The sequence below is a fragment of the Rhizobium sp. YTUHZ045 genome (assembly GCF_051124255.1).
GTDB lineage: Bacteria > Pseudomonadota > Alphaproteobacteria > Rhizobiales > Rhizobiaceae > Rhizobium.
On record NZ_CP101432.1, the window covers coordinates 3,923,912 to 3,939,396 of the forward strand.

At 61.4% G+C, this 15,485-nt stretch carries 17 protein-coding genes; 11 read left to right on the forward strand and 6 right to left on the reverse strand.

Annotated elements, in window-relative coordinates:
- Window positions 1-22: 22 nt before the first annotated feature.
- From ftsY to NMA58_RS19340, 4 genes are all read right to left on the reverse strand, one after another.
- Window positions 23-1,570: a signal recognition particle-docking protein FtsY gene (gene ftsY / locus NMA58_RS19325; RefSeq protein WP_430959603.1), complete on the reverse strand. Its 1,548-nt coding sequence runs from the start codon at window positions 1,568-1,570 to the stop codon at window positions 23-25.
- 16 nt (window positions 1,571-1,586) lie between these two features.
- Window positions 1,587-2,858, reverse strand: a complete 1,272-nt coding sequence (gene mtaB, locus NMA58_RS19330) for a tRNA (N(6)-L-threonylcarbamoyladenosine(37)-C(2))-methylthiotransferase MtaB (RefSeq protein WP_430959602.1) — start codon at window positions 2,856-2,858, stop codon at window positions 1,587-1,589.
- Window positions 2,855-3,760, reverse strand: a complete 906-nt coding sequence (gene dapF, locus NMA58_RS19335) for a diaminopimelate epimerase (protein ID WP_434711627.1) — start codon at window positions 3,758-3,760, stop codon at window positions 2,855-2,857. The genes mtaB and dapF overlap by 4 nt, the downstream gene beginning before the upstream one ends.
- A gap of 112 nt (window positions 3,761-3,872) precedes the next feature.
- Window positions 3,873-4,097 (reverse strand): hypothetical protein, encoded by a 225-nt coding sequence (locus NMA58_RS19340; protein WP_064805530.1) that lies wholly within the window; start codon window positions 4,095-4,097, stop codon window positions 3,873-3,875.
- A gap of 398 nt (window positions 4,098-4,495) precedes the next feature.
- On the opposite strand from NMA58_RS19340, the gene ffh reads away from it, so the two are divergent.
- From ffh to leuC, 9 genes are all read left to right on the forward strand, one after another.
- On the forward strand, window positions 4,496-6,076 hold the full coding sequence (ffh, locus tag NMA58_RS19345; RefSeq protein WP_097598209.1) for a signal recognition particle protein: 1,581 nt from the start codon (window positions 4,496-4,498) through the stop codon (window positions 6,074-6,076).
- Window positions 6,077-6,092: 16 nt separating this feature from the next.
- Window positions 6,093-6,413: a chorismate mutase gene (locus NMA58_RS19350; RefSeq protein ID WP_085779768.1), complete on the forward strand. Its 321-nt coding sequence runs from the start codon at window positions 6,093-6,095 to the stop codon at window positions 6,411-6,413.
- 48 nt (window positions 6,414-6,461) lie between these two features.
- The gene (gene rpsP, locus NMA58_RS19355; protein ID WP_097598210.1) at window positions 6,462-6,833 is read left to right on the forward strand and encodes a 30S ribosomal protein S16; all 372 of its coding nucleotides are present in this window, start codon (window positions 6,462-6,464) and stop codon (window positions 6,831-6,833) included.
- Between the two features lie 115 nt (window positions 6,834-6,948).
- Window positions 6,949-7,515, forward strand: a complete 567-nt coding sequence (rimM, locus tag NMA58_RS19360) for a ribosome maturation factor RimM (protein WP_097598324.1) — start codon at window positions 6,949-6,951, stop codon at window positions 7,513-7,515.
- The gene (gene trmD, locus NMA58_RS19365) at window positions 7,515-8,216 is read left to right on the forward strand and encodes a tRNA (guanosine(37)-N1)-methyltransferase TrmD (protein WP_183706511.1); all 702 of its coding nucleotides are present in this window, start codon (window positions 7,515-7,517) and stop codon (window positions 8,214-8,216) included. Before rimM ends, trmD begins: the two co-directional genes overlap by 1 nt.
- 211 nt (window positions 8,217-8,427) lie before the next feature.
- A complete protein-coding gene (rplS, locus tag NMA58_RS19370; protein WP_085779771.1) occupies window positions 8,428-8,964 on the forward strand; it encodes a 50S ribosomal protein L19 in 537 nt (178 codons plus the stop codon).
- A gap of 139 nt (window positions 8,965-9,103) precedes the next feature.
- On the forward strand, window positions 9,104-9,901 hold the full coding sequence (locus NMA58_RS19375) for a basic amino acid ABC transporter substrate-binding protein (RefSeq protein ID WP_183706509.1): 798 nt from the start codon (window positions 9,104-9,106) through the stop codon (window positions 9,899-9,901).
- Between the two features lie 18 nt (window positions 9,902-9,919).
- On the forward strand, window positions 9,920-10,738 hold the full coding sequence (locus NMA58_RS19380) for an amino acid ABC transporter permease (RefSeq protein WP_085779773.1): 819 nt from the start codon (window positions 9,920-9,922) through the stop codon (window positions 10,736-10,738).
- Between the two features lie 273 nt (window positions 10,739-11,011).
- Complete coding sequence (leuC, locus tag NMA58_RS19385; RefSeq protein WP_183706507.1) at window positions 11,012-12,421, forward strand: 3-isopropylmalate dehydratase large subunit; 1,410 nt, start codon at window positions 11,012-11,014, stop codon at window positions 12,419-12,421.
- 108 nt (window positions 12,422-12,529) lie between these two features.
- On the opposite strand, the gene NMA58_RS19390 is transcribed toward leuC, so the two are convergent.
- Together NMA58_RS19390 and NMA58_RS19395 are read right to left on the reverse strand one after the other, a co-directional pair.
- Complete coding sequence (locus NMA58_RS19390; protein WP_434711628.1) at window positions 12,530-13,360, reverse strand: aldo/keto reductase; 831 nt, start codon at window positions 13,358-13,360, stop codon at window positions 12,530-12,532.
- A gap of 131 nt (window positions 13,361-13,491) precedes the next feature.
- The gene (locus NMA58_RS19395) at window positions 13,492-14,013 is read right to left on the reverse strand and encodes a L,D-transpeptidase family protein (RefSeq protein ID WP_434711629.1); all 522 of its coding nucleotides are present in this window, start codon (window positions 14,011-14,013) and stop codon (window positions 13,492-13,494) included.
- A 168-nt stretch (window positions 14,014-14,181) separates the two neighbouring features.
- Between NMA58_RS19395 and NMA58_RS19400 the strand changes: the two genes are divergently transcribed.
- Both NMA58_RS19400 and NMA58_RS19405 read left to right on the forward strand, forming a co-directional pair.
- The gene (locus tag NMA58_RS19400) at window positions 14,182-14,865 is read left to right on the forward strand and encodes a response regulator transcription factor (RefSeq protein WP_011427159.1); all 684 of its coding nucleotides are present in this window, start codon (window positions 14,182-14,184) and stop codon (window positions 14,863-14,865) included.
- A 130-nt stretch (window positions 14,866-14,995) separates the two neighbouring features.
- The gene (locus NMA58_RS19405) at window positions 14,996-15,451 is read left to right on the forward strand and encodes a cyclic nucleotide-binding domain-containing protein (RefSeq protein ID WP_011427160.1); all 456 of its coding nucleotides are present in this window, start codon (window positions 14,996-14,998) and stop codon (window positions 15,449-15,451) included.
- Window positions 15,452-15,485: the final 34 nt, after the last annotated feature.

The following is a 15,485-nucleotide window of genomic DNA, read 5'->3' on the forward strand; positions in this document are numbered from 1 at the left end:
TTTCGGCGGCATATCTGTGGCATCATTGCTCGAGCCCGGCAATGGCATGGGCAAAATCCTCGGCCTCGAACGGCTCCAGATCTTCCACGCCTTCGCCGACGCCGATGAAATAGACCGGCAACTTGTGCTTGGCGGAGATCGCGACGAGAATGCCGCCGCGCGCCGTGCCGTCGAGCTTAGTCATGATCAACCCGTTGACGCCGGCGACATTGCGGAAGATCTCGACCTGGCTCAGCGCATTCTGCCCCGTCGTGGCATCGAGCGTCTGCAGCACGGTGTGCGGCGCGTCGGGATCAAGCTTGCCGAGCACACGCACGATCTTCTCGAGTTCGGCCATCAGCTCGGCCTTGTTCTGCAGGCGGCCGGCGGTATCGACGATCAGCACGTCGCATTTTTTTGCCTTGGCCTGCTCAAAGGCGTCGTAGGCAAGACCGGCTGCATCGGCGCCGAGCTTGGTGCCGATGAATTCGGAATTGGTCCGCTCGGCCCAGATCTTAAGCTGCTCGATCGCCGCCGCGCGGAAGGTATCGCCGGCGGCGAGCATCACCTTCAGCCCGGCACCAGAGAGCTTCGCCGCGAGCTTGCCGATAGTCGTCGTCTTGCCGGTGCCGTTGACGCCGACGACGAGGATAACATGCGGCTTGTGCGAAAGATCGAGCTGTAGAGGCTTGGCGACCGGCTTCAGAACCTTGGCGATTTCCGACGCCATGATCCGGCTGACATCCACGCCGGTCACATCTTTGCCGTAGCGCTCGGAAGCGAGCGTATCGGTGACGCGCAGCGCCGTCTCGACGCCGAGATCGGCCTGGATCAGCAGGTCTTCGAGATCCTGCAGGGTCTCGTCGTCGAGCTTGCGCTTGGTGAAGAGCGCGGTGATCTGGCCGGTGAGCTGCGAGGACGTACGCGCAAGCCCGTTGCGCAGGCGCTGGAACCAGCTGAGTCTGGGTTGCGGGGCAACGGGTTCGGGTTCGGCGACCTTCGGGCCGGTAGCGAAGCCTTTGGGAAGGATGGGAGTGCTGGTCGCCGATTCCACCGTGGGGCTACCCCCCTCTGCCCTGCCGGGCATCTTCCCCACAAGGGGGGAGATCGGTTGAACAGAGGCGTCCAGCACCTCATCGATCTCAGGTAGAATTTCCTCTACAGGCGCTTCTGCGACTTCTTCGGTCCCTTCGATCGAAGCCGGCGCATCAGACTCCGAATGATCTCCCCCCTTGTGGGGGAGATGTCCCGAAGGGACAGAGGGGGGTGCTTCCGCAGCACTCTCGGCACTCACCTCCGCTTCCGCCTCGGCTTCCAGCAGCGACAGCGGCACGACGCCCATATCCCTGAGCTGGTCCGGAGCCGGCAGGATCGCTGGCTCGGCATCGTCACGCTCTTCCTCGGCATCCTGCACGACATCCGCAGCCGGTCCGCCGGCGGTATCCATCTCCTCGGGAAGAACAGGATCATCCGCGATCGGCAGGTCTTCGTCGCGCGAACGCTGCTCGAGCTCCCTTTCCACAGCCTCAGGCACGGGTTCTTCAGCCGGCTTGCCGAAGGTGAAGACCTTTTTGATGAAACTGAGCGCCATGGGGATTCCGTGAAAGTCAGGCCGCTGCGGCCGTCAATTGCATGTCGAGATGCTTGCCATTGTGGCCGGTGATCGTGACCGGCACAAGTTCGCCGGGACGAAGGCCGGCGGCTGTGACCAGCGTGAAGTTTTCCGTATGCGCAAGGCCGTTGTTTTCGACAAGCAGCCACTGCCGGGTTCCTACCATGCCATCGAGGTGGGATTGATGCAGCCTATGTCCCGTGGCGCGCAGCCGTGCGGCGCGGTCCTTGACCAGCGACCGGTCGAGCTGCGGCATGCGGGCGGCCGGCGTACCGGGACGCGGGCTGTAGGGGAAAACATGCAGGTGCGCGATATCAGCTTCTTCAGCGAGCCGCACCGCATTGGCGAACATCTCTTCCGTTTCCGTTGGGAAACCTGCGATCATATCGGCGCCGAAGCTCATCTCCGGGCGAAGGCGGCGCGCATCCTCAATGAAACGCAGCGCGTCGGCGCGAGAATGCCGCCTCTTCATCCGCTTCAGGATCATGTCGTCGCCATGCTGCAGCGACAGATGCAGATGCGGCATGAAGCGAGGCTCGTCGGCGATCAGGTCCATCAGATGGGCATCGGCCTCGATGCTGTCGATCGAGGATAGCCTCAGTCGGCGGATCTCCGGGAGCTGTTTCAAAAGCGTCTTTGCCAGAAGCCCGAGCGTCGGCGCGCCCGGCAGATCGCCGCCATAGCTGGTGGCGTCGACCCCGGTCAGCACGATCTCGCGATACCCGCTGTCGACGAGCTTGCGGGCCTGGTCAACCACGGCGCCCATCGGCACCGAGCGGGAATTGCCGCGGCCATAGGGAATGATGCAGAAGGTGCAGCGATGGTCGCAGCCGTTCTGGACTTGGATGAAGGCACGAACATGACCGTCGATGTGCCTGACCATCTGCGGCGCCGTCGCCCTGACGCTCATGATATCGTTGACGCGGAGCTTCTCCTCGGCCGAAACACCGAAATCCGGCAGGCTGCGATAGGAGGCGCTTGAAAGCTTCTCCTCGTTGCCGAGCACCGCATCGACCTCCGCCATCTCGGCGAAGGTCTGTTTTTCCGTCTGCGCGGCGCAGCCGGTGACGATGATGCGGGCATGTGGATTGTCGCGCCGCGCCCGGCGGATCGCCTGGCGGGCCTGACGTACGGCTTCGCCGGTCACGGCGCAAGTATTGACCAGGATGGCGTTGTTGAGCCCGGCCTTCTCGGCCTGCGCCTTCATCACTTCGGATTCATATGTGTTGAGGCGGCAGCCGAAGGTAATGACCTCGACGCCGCTCACTGCGCCCCCGCCTCTTGTGTACCACCGCGCGACCAGAGACCTGTCGACGGATCGAGTCGGCCCGACCATTCCCATTCGGCCGGACCGGTCATGATGACGTGATCGTCGCGCTCGCGCCATTCGATCGAAAGCACGGCTGGCGGCTTGGCGCTCGCCACATTGATCGTCACCTTGCGCCCGGTGCGGCCGGTACGCGCGGCGCTGACAGCAGCGGAACAGGCAGCCGAGCCGCAGGCGAGTGTCAACCCCGCGCCGCGCTCCCAAGTGCATGTCGTCACGGATGTCGGCGACGTCACCTGCGCCAGGGTGATATTGGCGCGCTCGGGAAACATCGGATGATTTTCGAGCAGCGGCCCGAAGCGGGCGAGATCATAGGACATTACATCCTTATCCACCCAGAAGATCGCATGCGGATTTCCCATCGACATGGCGGAAGGCGAATGCAGCACCGGATTGTCGATCGGGCCGATCTGCAGCTCGATACGGCTGGTGTCGTGAAATTCTTCCGCCAGCGGGATCCTGTCCCAATCGAAAACCGGCTTTCCCATATCGACGGAGATCGTCCCGTCCTCGTGCTCGACGGCATTGAGGATTCCGGCGACCGTCTGGAAGGTGAAGGCCTTCCGACCGGTCTCTGCGGCAAGCGCCTGCACGACGCAGCGGGTGCCGTTACCGCAGGCCTGCGCCTTCGAGCCATCGGAGTTCAGGATATCGATGAAGGCATCTGTGCCGTCGGCCTTCGGATCATGGATCGCCATGATCTGGTCGAACTCGGTCTGCGGATCGGCATTGAGCGCGACCGCCGCCGAGGGCGTCACCTTATCAGGCCGTCCGCGCATGTCGACGACCAGGATCTTGTTGCCAAGCCCGTTCATCCTCGCGAATTCGACCGTTGCGCTCATAATATCATTCCGTCCGTCTTTCCGCTGTATATGGCGGAAACGCGAGGGAATTACCAGTGGGTGAGTGCCATGCAGGCCTTGCAGCCGACTGAGCCTCCGGGTGGTCCGTCTTCTACCGCTGCCCGCCGTCGGCTTCGAAGGACGCCGCATGCGCCTCGACGATAGCGGCGGTGATGACCTTCCTCAGCTCGTAGACCAGCGAGCGGGATCGTTTGCGATCCAGATCCTGTGCCGCTTTTGCAAGACTAAGGCCTTCGTTGAGAACAATATGATGGGCCCGTGCCAGCGCCCAACTTTCAATATCAGCATTGATCATTCGATATCTCCGCCGGATCATCCGGCATCAAGGATATTCACGAATCATTTTACAGGACGCACTTAAGTAGAAAGTAGAATCACAAGCGGAATATTTTGCAACTGGCGTAAATAGCATATTGGCCTGTAAGCGGCATTTAACTACCGGATCCATGTCCCATTGCTTCCGAAAAGCCGGTCATGCAGCCATCGGCCCGCATTCGCCTTGACTTTCCCGCCGCTTTCCTGTTTATCGCGGCCAATCCGCGACGAGCTACATGACTCCGAGCCGCCGACCGGGACACCGAGATCCCGGAGGTCAACACCCGACAGCGCGATGCGCCCTCGGGTGCTTTTTGGCTTTGCGTCTTGTTTTCGTCAAGGAAAAGCACGACGTTTCCGGGCAGATCAACCCGCCCGAAACGTATCAAGGAAGAGCCGATGTTTGAAAACCTCCAGGACCGTCTTGGATCCATTCTGAATGGACTGACAGGCCGTGGCGCGCTTTCGGAAGCCGATGTTTCTGCAGCGCTGCGCGAGGTTCGCCGCGCGTTGCTGGAGGCCGACGTCGCACTCGACGTCGTGCGCTCCTTCACCGACCGCGTGCGTGAAAAGGCAGTCGGCGCCGAGATCCTGAAGTCGATCAAACCCGGCCAAATGGTCGTCAAGATCGTGCATGACGAGCTGATCGAGATGCTGGGCGGCGAAGGTGTCGGCATCGATCTGCATGCGCCGGCCCCCGTCGTGGTCATGATGGTCGGCCTGCAGGGGTCGGGCAAGACGACGACGACCGCCAAGATCGCCAATCGCCTGTCGACGCGCGATAAGAAGAAGGTGCTGATGGCGTCGCTCGACACGCGCCGTCCGGCCGCTCAGGAACAGCTTCGTCAGCTCGGCGCCCAGACCAATATCGACACGCTGCCGATCATCACGGGTCAGTCGCCGACCGATATCGCCGCCCGCGCCGTGCAGGCGGCCAAGCTCGGCGGCCACGACGTTGTCATCCTCGATACCGCCGGCCGCACCCATATCGACGAGCCCTTGATGGTCGAGATGGCCGACATCAAGAAGCGATCGAATCCGCATGAAATCCTGCTGGTCGCCGACAGCCTCACCGGTCAGGACGCCGTCAACCTCGCCCGCAACTTCGACGAACGCGTCGGCATCACCGGTCTCGTGCTGACCCGTATGGACGGCGACGGGCGCGGCGGTGCTGCCCTTTCGATGCGCGCCGTAACCGGCAAGCCGATCAAGCTGATCGGCGTCGGCGAGAAGATGAGCGAGCTCGAGGAATTCCATCCCCGCCGCATCGCCGACCGCATCCTCGGCATGGGCGACATCGTCTCGCTTGTCGAGCGCGCGGCCGAGAACATCGACGCTGAGAAGGCGGCCGCGATGGCCGCCAAGATGGCCAAGGGTAAGTTCGACCTCGATGACCTCGCCGACCAGCTGCGCCAGATGCAGAAGATGGGCGGCATGGGCGGCATCATGGGTATGATGCCCGGCATGGCCGGCATGAAGGACAAGATGGCCGCCGCCGGTCTGAACGACAAGCTTTTCGGCCGCCAGATCGCCATCATCCAGTCGATGACCAAGGCCGAGCGCGCCAATCCCGACTTGCTCAAGCATTCGCGCAAGAAGCGAATCGCCGCCGGCTCAGGCACCGATGCCGCCGACATCAACAAGCTTCTGAAGATGCACCGCCAGATGGCTGATATGATGAAGATGATGGGCGGCAAGGGCAAAGGCGGCCTGATGAAGCAGATGATGGGCGGCCTTGCGGGCAAGATGGGGCTGGGGGGCCTCGGCGGCATGGGCGGCATGCCCGATCTCTCGAATATCGACCCGAAGCAGCTGGAAGCCCTGCAGAAACAGGCGGAAGCGGCGGGTTTGGGAAAACCGGGTGGGGGTATGCCCGGTCTCGGCGGCTTGCCGGGTGGTTTGCCTGGCCTCGGCGGCGCCAAGCTGCCGGGTCTTGGCGGTGGTTTCCCGGGTTTGCCCGGATTGCCGAAGAAGAAGTGAAAGGATCGCTTGCCCCATGATTGATCCGGACGTCAAAGCCCAGCTCGGGAGCTATCGTCAGTCGATCGACAATATCGATGCCGCTCTCGTGCATATGCTGGCCGAACGCTTCCGCTGCACCAAAGAGGTCGGCGTGCTGAAGGCCAAATACAATCTGCCGCCGGCCGATCCGGCGCGCGAGGAATACCAGATCGAACGCCTTCGCCAGCTGGCGAAAGCCGCCAATCTGGACCCGGATTTCGCCGAGAAGTTCTTGAACTTCGTCATCAAGGAAGTCATCCGGCATCATGAGCAGATCGCTGCGGACCACGCTGAACAGAACGCCGCAGCCCGATAACCATACCGCCTTACGAAGCGGTCTAGAAAAGCCTAAGGAGTAAAGAACATGGCACTGAAAATTCGTCTCGCCCGCGGTGGCTCCAAAAAGCGCCCGTATTACCACGTCGTTCTCGCCGATGCGCGCAGCCCGCGTGACGGCCGCTTCCTCGAAAATCTCGGCTCCTGGAACCCGATGCTCGCCAAGGATGACGAAAAGCGCGTTCAGCTGAACGCCGAGCGCATCAAGCATTGGCTCGACAACGGCGCTCAGCCGACTGACCGCGTCCTGCGCTTCCTCGACGAAGCCGGCGTTGCCAAGCGCGAAGCCAAGAACAACCCGATCAAGGCGAAGCCTGGCAAACGCGCCCAGGAACGCGCCGCCGAAAAGGCCCAGAAGATCGCCGACGCCGCAGCAGCTGCTGCTGACGCCGCGGAATAATCCGGACATCCCCTTTTCGAGCGGGCGGCATGGCGACATGCCGCCCGTTTTCGTTTCCAATCGCCCGCACTTCGTTTATGAGAAACCTGTCTTTCGGCTTCACATGAAGGAACCCATGACAAAGCTTGAAAACCCGGTTTTGATGGCTACCATCGGCGGCGCACAGGGCCTCAGGGGCGAGGTGCGCGCCAAGGCCTACACGGCCGATCCGACCGCGCTCGGCGATTATGGCCTTCTGCACAGCATGGACGGGCGCAGCTTCGAAATCCTCGAAATCCGCGAGATGAAGAACGTCGTCGTTGTCCGTTTCCGCGGCATTAACGACCGCAACGCCGCCGAAGCGCTGAACGGACTCGAACTCTATATCGAACGAGACAACCTGCCGGACGAGGAGCTTGAGGACGACGAATTCTACTATGCCGATCTCGAAGGGCTCGAAGCGCTTGATGACAAAGGCGTCAGCTACGGGACGGTCACCGGTGTATTCGATTTCGGCGCCGGCGATCTCCTGGAGCTCAAGGGCCCGGGCAAGCGCCCGGTCCTCATTCCCTTCTCGGAAGCCTCGGTGCTGGAAATCGATCTCGAAGCCGGTACGCTGCTGATCGATCCGCTGGCGGCGGGACTGGTCGATGAGCCCGAGCTGTCGCAGTTCACTGCGGGCAAGCCGAAAAAGAAGAAGTAATGGCTTTCCGGGCACGCATACTGACACTTTATCCGGAAATGTTTCCGGGGCATCTTGGCTTCTCGCTCGCCGGCAAGGCGATGGAGCGTGGGCAATGGTCGCTGGATCTGGTGCAAATACGTGATTTCGCCACTGATAGACACCGCACCGTCGACGACACCCCGGCGGGCGGCGGCGCCGGCATGGTGCTGAAGGCAGACGTTCTTGCTCGCGCGATCGACAGCGGCGGTGAGAATGATCCCCGGCCGCGCCTGCTGATGAGCCCGCGCGGGCGGCCGCTGACTCAGCAGCGCGTGCGTGAGCTTGCGGCGGGTGACGGTGTCATCATCGTCTGCGGTCGCTTCGAGGGCGTCGACCAGCGGGTGATCGAGGCACGCGGATTGGAAGAGGTCTCGATCGGCGATTACGTGCTGTCGGGTGGCGAACCGGCGGCGCTGGTTCTGCTTGATGCGATCATCCGCATCCTGCCCGGCGTTATGGGCAACGATCTTTCCGGCCTGCACGAAAGCTTCGAGGGCGGCCTGCTGGAACATCCCCATTATACCCGCCCCCAAGAGTGGGAAGGCCGGGAAATTCCCTCCGTCTTGACGTCCGGCAACCACGGGGCCATCGAGAAATGGCGCCACCAGGAAGCGGTGCGACTGACGCGGGAACGGCGGCCGGACTTGCTCGATAGCGTTAAAACCGAGAAAAACGGCTGATTTCGCCGGCCTTTTCACAAAAATGTCGTGCGAGGGATGACAAGCCCCGGCCTTTCGTGTATTGGCGCACGCGGAAATGGGGTTAGCCCCGTCTGGCAGCAAACAAAGAATGGCGAATCCGCTCCCGCCCGCAAGGGCAAAATCCTGAGGCTAACCCAAAGGATCAGTGTCGAGCGCTCTGGCTGTTTCAGAAGAACCAAAGGTTAAGACGATGAACATCATCCAGCAGCTTGAGGCCGAACAGGCCGCCAAGATCGAAGCCAAGCGCACCCTCCCCGAGTTCTCCCCGGGCGACACCGTCCGCGTCAACGTGAAGGTTACGGAAGGCAACCGTACCCGCGTTCAGGCCTATGAAGGCGTCTGCATCGCCCGCTCCGGCGGCGGCCTGCAGGAAAACTTCACGGTCCGCAAGATCTCCTACGGAGAAGGCGTCGAGCGCGTATTCCCGGTCTACTCGCCGCTGATCGAAAGCGTCGACGTCGTTCGTCGCGGTAAGGTCCGTCGCGCCAAGCTCTATTACCTCCGCGACCGTCGCGGCAAGTCCGCTCGTATCGTCGAAGACACCGGCGTTCGCGCCCGCAAGCTCAACGACGCCGAACGCGCTGCTGTCGCCGAGGAGAAGGCCCGTATCGAAGCCGAGAAGGTTGCAGCCGCCCAGGCGCTCGCCGCCGAAAAGGCAGCAGCAGAAGCTGCCGAAGCCAAGGCCGCTGCTGAAGCAGCCGCCGCAGCGGAACCGGCAGCAGAATAAGATCTGCGCAAAATTCTATTCCTGGAAAGGCGGCCTTCGGGTCGCCTTTTCTATTTTTTGCTTCGCCACGCAGCCGGCGGCCTTGCCTCACACCCATCTTCCGTGACAGTTTTTGCCGTTCATTTGAGGGAACCGTTCAATGTTGTTTCGCCGCACCGTTCTTGCTGGCTTTGCCGCCCTTGCTCTTCTGCCGCTTGCCGCATCGGCCGCCGAACTGCCGGATCTTGGCGGCAAGACCGTCGTCGTCGTCACCGAGAATGCCTATCCGCCGCTGCAGTTCGTCGACCCGAAATCCGGCAAGGCGATCGGCTGGGAATATGATGCGATGAACGAGATCGCCAAGCGGCTGAATTTCAAGGTCGAGTACCAGAACACCAGCTGGGACGCGATGATCCAGGCGGTTTCCGACGGCCAGTACAACATCGGCATGACCGGCATCACGATCAAGGACGACCGCAAGCAGAAGGTGGATTTCTCCGATCCTTATATGCGCTCGCAGCAATTCATGCTGGTGCGCGGCGACGAGAAGCGCTTCACCGACGCCAAGTCCTTTGGTGAATTCAAGGAAGGCCTGATCGGCGCCCAGCCCGGCACCTCGCCTTTCTACACAGCCGTCTATGAAATCCTCGACGGCAACGAACAGAACCCGCGCATCAAGCTTTTCGAAACATTCGGCGCAACCGTGCAAGCCCTGAAAACAGGCGACGTCGATCTCGTCCTCACCGACAGCGTCGCTGCCAAGGGCTATGTCGATTCTTCGAACGGCGCCCTCAAGGTGGTCGGAGAGCCGCTCGGCACCGAGGACTTCGGCTTCATCTTCCCGAAGGGTTCCGATCTCGTCGCTCCCATCAACGCCGCGATCGCAGCGCTGAAGGCTGACGGCACCTTCGACGCACTGAACAAGAAATGGTTCCTCGACTACAAGATGGGCGAATAATCCGCCGAGCGATCGCAGATGGCGCCACAACCATCCCCGCGACACGAGAAGGACGACCGTCCCTGGTGGCTGGCCGTCCTTGTCCTGATCGGCATCGTTCTCGCCGTCGTCATCATCACCAATGACATTTACACCCAGGTCTTCCGGACCGTGGTGAATGGCGTCGGCGTCACCGTGTTCGTGACGCTCGTCGCCTTTGCGCTGGCAACCGTGCTTGGTCTCGGCATCGCGCTGCTCGGGCTGGCGGACAGCATCGTGCTGCGCCAGATCGCCCGCTTCTACATCGAGATCATCCGCGGCATCCCTATGCTGGTGCTGCTCTTCTACGTCGCCTTCGTCGGTGCGCCCGGTTTCGTCACGACGTATAACTTCATCATCACGCCCCTGGTGAAATCAGGTATCGCCGAGCCGATCCTGGTGCGCGACCTATCGCTGATGTGGCGGGCCATCATCGCGCTGATGATCGGCTATTCATCCTTCATCGCCGAGGTCTTCCGAGCCGGCTTTCAATCGGTCGATATCGGTCAGATCGAGGCGGCAAAGTCGCTCGGCCTGTCGCGCTACCGCCGGTTCCGGCTCGTTGTCTTCCCGCAGGCGATCCGGGTCATCCTCCCGCCGCTCTCCAACGATTTCGTCTCGATGGTGAAGGATTCGTCTCTCGTGTCGGTGCTCGGCGTGGCCGATATTACGCAGATGGGTAAGGTCTATGCCTCCGGCTCCTTCCGCTTCTTCGAGACCTATTCGATCGTCACCTATATCTATCTGATCCTGACGATCGGACTGTCGCTGGCGCTGCGGCGGATCGAGAAGAAGATGAAGCAGATGCCGCGACACTAAACACCTGCGTCCATTCGGATGCAGAAAGGACGCGCCTCACGATTCGAATTGCCGTTTCGATCAAAAATCGCTATATCCAGCGCCATGGAATCCAAGTTCAGTTGCATTGGCGCGCATATCTTCGTGCTGCAGGATCATTATCGCCTGCCGGCGCGGTTCTTTGCATGCGTCTCCGGCGCGCTCAACAGCCGACTTCGTTGATCGAATGACGGCCGGCGGAGCCTGATCCGCTTTTTCCGATTTTCCAAAGCTTCCAAAAACGGACTTACCGCCATGAGCGCACCGCGTACCCTCTACGACAAGATCTGGGACGACCACCTGGTCGACGAGCAGGCAGACGGCACCTGTCTTCTCTACATCGACCGCCACCTGGTCCATGAAGTCACCTCGCCGCAGGCTTTCGAAGGCCTGCGCATGTCCGGCCGCAAGGTTCGCGCCCCTGAAAAGACGCTCGCCGTCGTCGACCACAACGTTCCGACTTCGGCCGACCGCCATCTCGGCATCAAGAACGAGGAAAGCCGCATCCAGGTCGAGCAGCTCGCCAAGAACGCTGCCGAATTCCACGTCGAATATTATTCCGAGAACGATAAGCGCCAGGGCATCGTCCACATCATCGGGCCGGAACAGGGCTTCACCTTGCCGGGCATGACGATTGTCTGCGGCGACAGCCACACCTCCACCCATGGCGCCTTCGGCTCGCTCGCCCACGGCATCGGCACATCTGAGGTCGAGCACGTTCTCGCCACCCAGACGCTGATCCAGAAGAAGGCCAAGAACATGCTGGTGCAGGTCGACGGCCAGCTGCCGGCAGGCGTCACCGCCAAGGATATCGTTCTTGCCATCATCGGCGAGATCGGCACCGCAGGCGGCACCGGCTACGTCATCGAATATGCCGGCGAAGCGATCCGCGCGCTGTCGATGGAAGGCCGCATGACGATCTGCAACATGTCGATCGAAGGCGGCGCCCGCGCCGGCCTCATCGCTCCCGACGAAACCACCTTCGAATATATCAAGGGCAAGCCGCGCGCGCCCAAGGGCGAAGCGCTGGAACAGGCGATCGCCTACTGGAAGACGCTGAAATCAGACGAAGGCGCTCATTTCGACCGCGTCGTCAAACTGAACGCCGCCGAACTGCCGCCGATCGTCTCCTGGGGGTCTTCCCCTGAGGACGTCGTCTCCGTCCAGGGCATCGTACCCAATCCGGATGAAATCCAGGACGAAACGAAGCGTGCCTCCAAGTGGCGTGCGCTTGACTATATGGGCCTGAAGCCGGGCACGAAGATGACCGACATCGCTGTCGATCGCGTCTTCATTGGCTCGTGCACCAACGGCCGCATCGAAGACCTTCGCGCCGCTGCCAAGGTCGTCGAGGGCAAGACCGTCGCCTCGACCGTCAACGCGATGATCGTCCCCGGCTCCGGCCTCGTCAAGGAACAGGCGGAAGCCGAAGGCCTCGACAAGATCTTCAAGGCTGCCGGTTTTGACTGGCGCGAGCCGGGTTGCTCCATGTGCCTTGCCATGAACGACGACCGCCTTAAGCCGGGCGAGCGTTGCGCCTCGACCTCGAACCGAAATTTCGAAGGCCGTCAGGGTTTCAAGGGCCGCACGCATCTCGTCTCGCCGGCCATGGCCGCCGCCGCCGCAATTGCCGGGCACTTCGTCGATATCCGCGAGTGGAACTGATCCGTCCGACGGAATGAAAGATAAAGCCGCCCGATGCGTCTGCGCGCATCGGGCGGCTTTTACATTGCGGCGCCTACAGCCGATCGGCGGTGTTCGCGCAACCGGCGATCAGAAAGCCGCCGTCATCGGATCCGGACCCATGCGGGCGCCAGCATTGTCGAGCTTGGCAATCTCCGCCATGTCGTCGGCATCGAGCTTGAAGTCGAACACCTGGAAGTTCTCCTCGATGCGCGACGGCGTGACCGACTTCGGGATGACGACGGGGCCGGTATCGATATGCCAGCGGATGATCACCTGGGCCGGTGTCTTCCGATGTTTCTTGGCAATCTCGCCGATGACCTTGTTCGAGATGAATTTGCCCTGACCGAGCGGACTCCACGATTCGGTGGCGATATTCAGTTTCTTGTGAACCTCCTGCGCCGCCTTCTGCTGAAAGTCGGGATGCAGTTCGATCTGGTTGATCACCGGAACGACGCCGGTCTCGCCGATGATGCGCTCGAGATGTTCGGGATAGAAGTTCGACACGCCGATCGAGCGGGCGCGGCCCTCTTCGCGGATGCGCACGAACGCTTTCCAGGTCTCGGTGTAGAGGCCGCGATGCGGCGACGGCCAGTGAATGAGATAGAGGTCGACATAGTCGGAGCCGAGCTTCTTGAGGCTGCCGTCGAAGGCGCGCAACGCATTGTCGTAGCCCTGGTCGGTATTCCTGAGTTTGGTGGTGACGAAGATATCCTTTCGGTCGAGGCCGGACGAGCGGATGCCTTCGCCAACACCCTCTTCATTGTCGTAACCCGAAGCCGTATCGATATGCCGATAGCCGGCGGCAATGGCAGTGCGTACCGTCGGCGCGGCAATCTCCTGCGGCGTCTGCCAGACGCCGAGACCGACCTGGGGAACGGAATGTCCGTCATGGAAAGTGATGATGGGTTGAGCGGTCACAATATATCTCCGGGAGTTTGAAGAATTGGACGAGGCATGGATTGCGCCCGCACCTGCGGACGTCCCGGAACGCATTTCAGCCGGAGCGTTCGGTCACCGGAACCATATAGGTGCCGGCATCCTGAAGACAATCAGAGGACCCGGACAATCGTTCCCTTTCGAAGGTGGGGCAGAAGGCGGCGCATGTCATGCAGGCTTACGGCTACGCAGCCGGCCGTCGGCTCGTAGCCAGGCCTGATGAGATGGAAGAAGATCGCCGAACCGCGGTTGCGCAGCCGCGAGGAAATGTTCCAGTCCATGACAAGGCAGATATCGTAGAGGCCGTCACTACGCCGCATCTCCTCATGACTTGCGCCGAATGGCGCCCGCACAAGGCGATTGTAGTTGGCGTTGCCGGGCTGGTCGCACCAGAGCATGTCTGCGCGGATGCGGCGAATGGGGAGCGAGGTGATGAGCTGACCGTTCCGTTCACCGCGCCGGAAACCGGTAATCAGCCGCATTGCCGCGATCGGCGTGGCGCCGTCGCCCTCGCGTTTGAGGATGGTCCGGCCCGAACGGCCGATCGCGGCAGGGATGGTGATTGCGCCGAATCGGACGATGGCGCGGCTCTTCTTCCCTGGCGCGGGGCGCACCACGATCGTCGATGGCCGCATGCCCCGGCTCCGCCTTGCTTTTTCCATTTTTCTCGCATGTCTTGCATTGCCTGAGGCGTTGATTGAAATCATATGAAAAGCTGCGCGGCAACAGCACCGCCGGCCGATCCTTGCCAAAGCTGCAATTTGGCGTAGGACTAGGGGACTTAACTTTGAGGACGCAACGGCATGACCGCACGCACCATTCTTCTGGTGGATGACGACGAGGACCTTCGTCAGACCCTGACGGAGCAATTGTCGCTTTATGAGGAATTCACGGTTCTGCAGGAAGCCAACGCCGGCAAAGGTGTTGCGACCGCCCGTTCGACGCCGGTCGACCTCTTGATCATGGATGTCGGCCTGCCCGATATGGACGGCCGCGAAGCGGTGAAGCTCCTGCGCAAGGGCGGCTTCAAGGCGCCGATCATCATGCTCACCGGTCACGATACCGATTCGGACACGATCCTCGGCCTTGAAGCAGGCGCCAACGATTATGTCACCAAGCCCTTCCGCTTCGCTGTGCTGCTGGCGCGCATTCGCGTGCAATTGCGCCAGCACGAGCAGAGCGAAGACGCGACCTTTACCGTCGGTCCTTACCTCTTCAAGCCAAGCCAGAAACTGCTCACCACCGACAATGGCCAGAAGATCCGCCTGACGGAAAAGGAAGCGGCGATCATCCGCTATCTCTACCGCGCCGAACAGAAGGTCGTCACCCGTGACGTGCTTCTTGAAGAGGTCTGGGGCTACAATTCCGGTGTAACCACGCACACGCTGGAAACCCATGTGTACCGGCTGCGCCAGAAGATCGAGCGCGATCCCTCCAACGCCGAAATTCTGGTGACGGAAAACGGCGGCTACAAGATCATACCCTAGAGCATTCCGTTTTCTCCAGAGATGCTCTAACTCTTTGTTTTCACGTAGCTCCCAGCAAAAGCGTTTCACGCTTTTCCTGGCAAAACCGCCAGGCGCTTCTGTTGGAATTGCTCTAAGGCGAAAAGCCGACATGGCGCTGACCGACGACATTCATCTGCTTTCCCAGCTTCCGCTGTTCAAGGACATGAGCGAGGACCAGTTGCGGTTGATCGCCTTCGGCGCCGACCGGCGCATGATCGCCGCCGGCCAGATGCTGTTCCGCCAAGGCTCCCCGGCCGAGAGCGCCTACGTCGTCTTGAGCGGCAGCCTGGAACTCAGCACGACGAGCAGCGACGGCATGCAGCGGGCGGAGGCTGTCGCCGGACCGGGAACACTGATTTCGGAGCTGGCGCTGGTCACCCTGGTGGAGCGCAAGTTCACCGCGATCGCGCGTGAAGACACAAGCATCATCCGCATCACCCGCGCCCTCTTCCATCGGCTACTCGAGGAATATCCCGATGCGGCCCGCCTGATCGAAAACCGCATCCGCGACAATCTCGCCGAACTTGCAGCCAAGGCGGCAAGCCAGTTCCATCGATTCAGCTGAATCTTGCCAGAGCGCCGGGCAATGATGGAGCGCA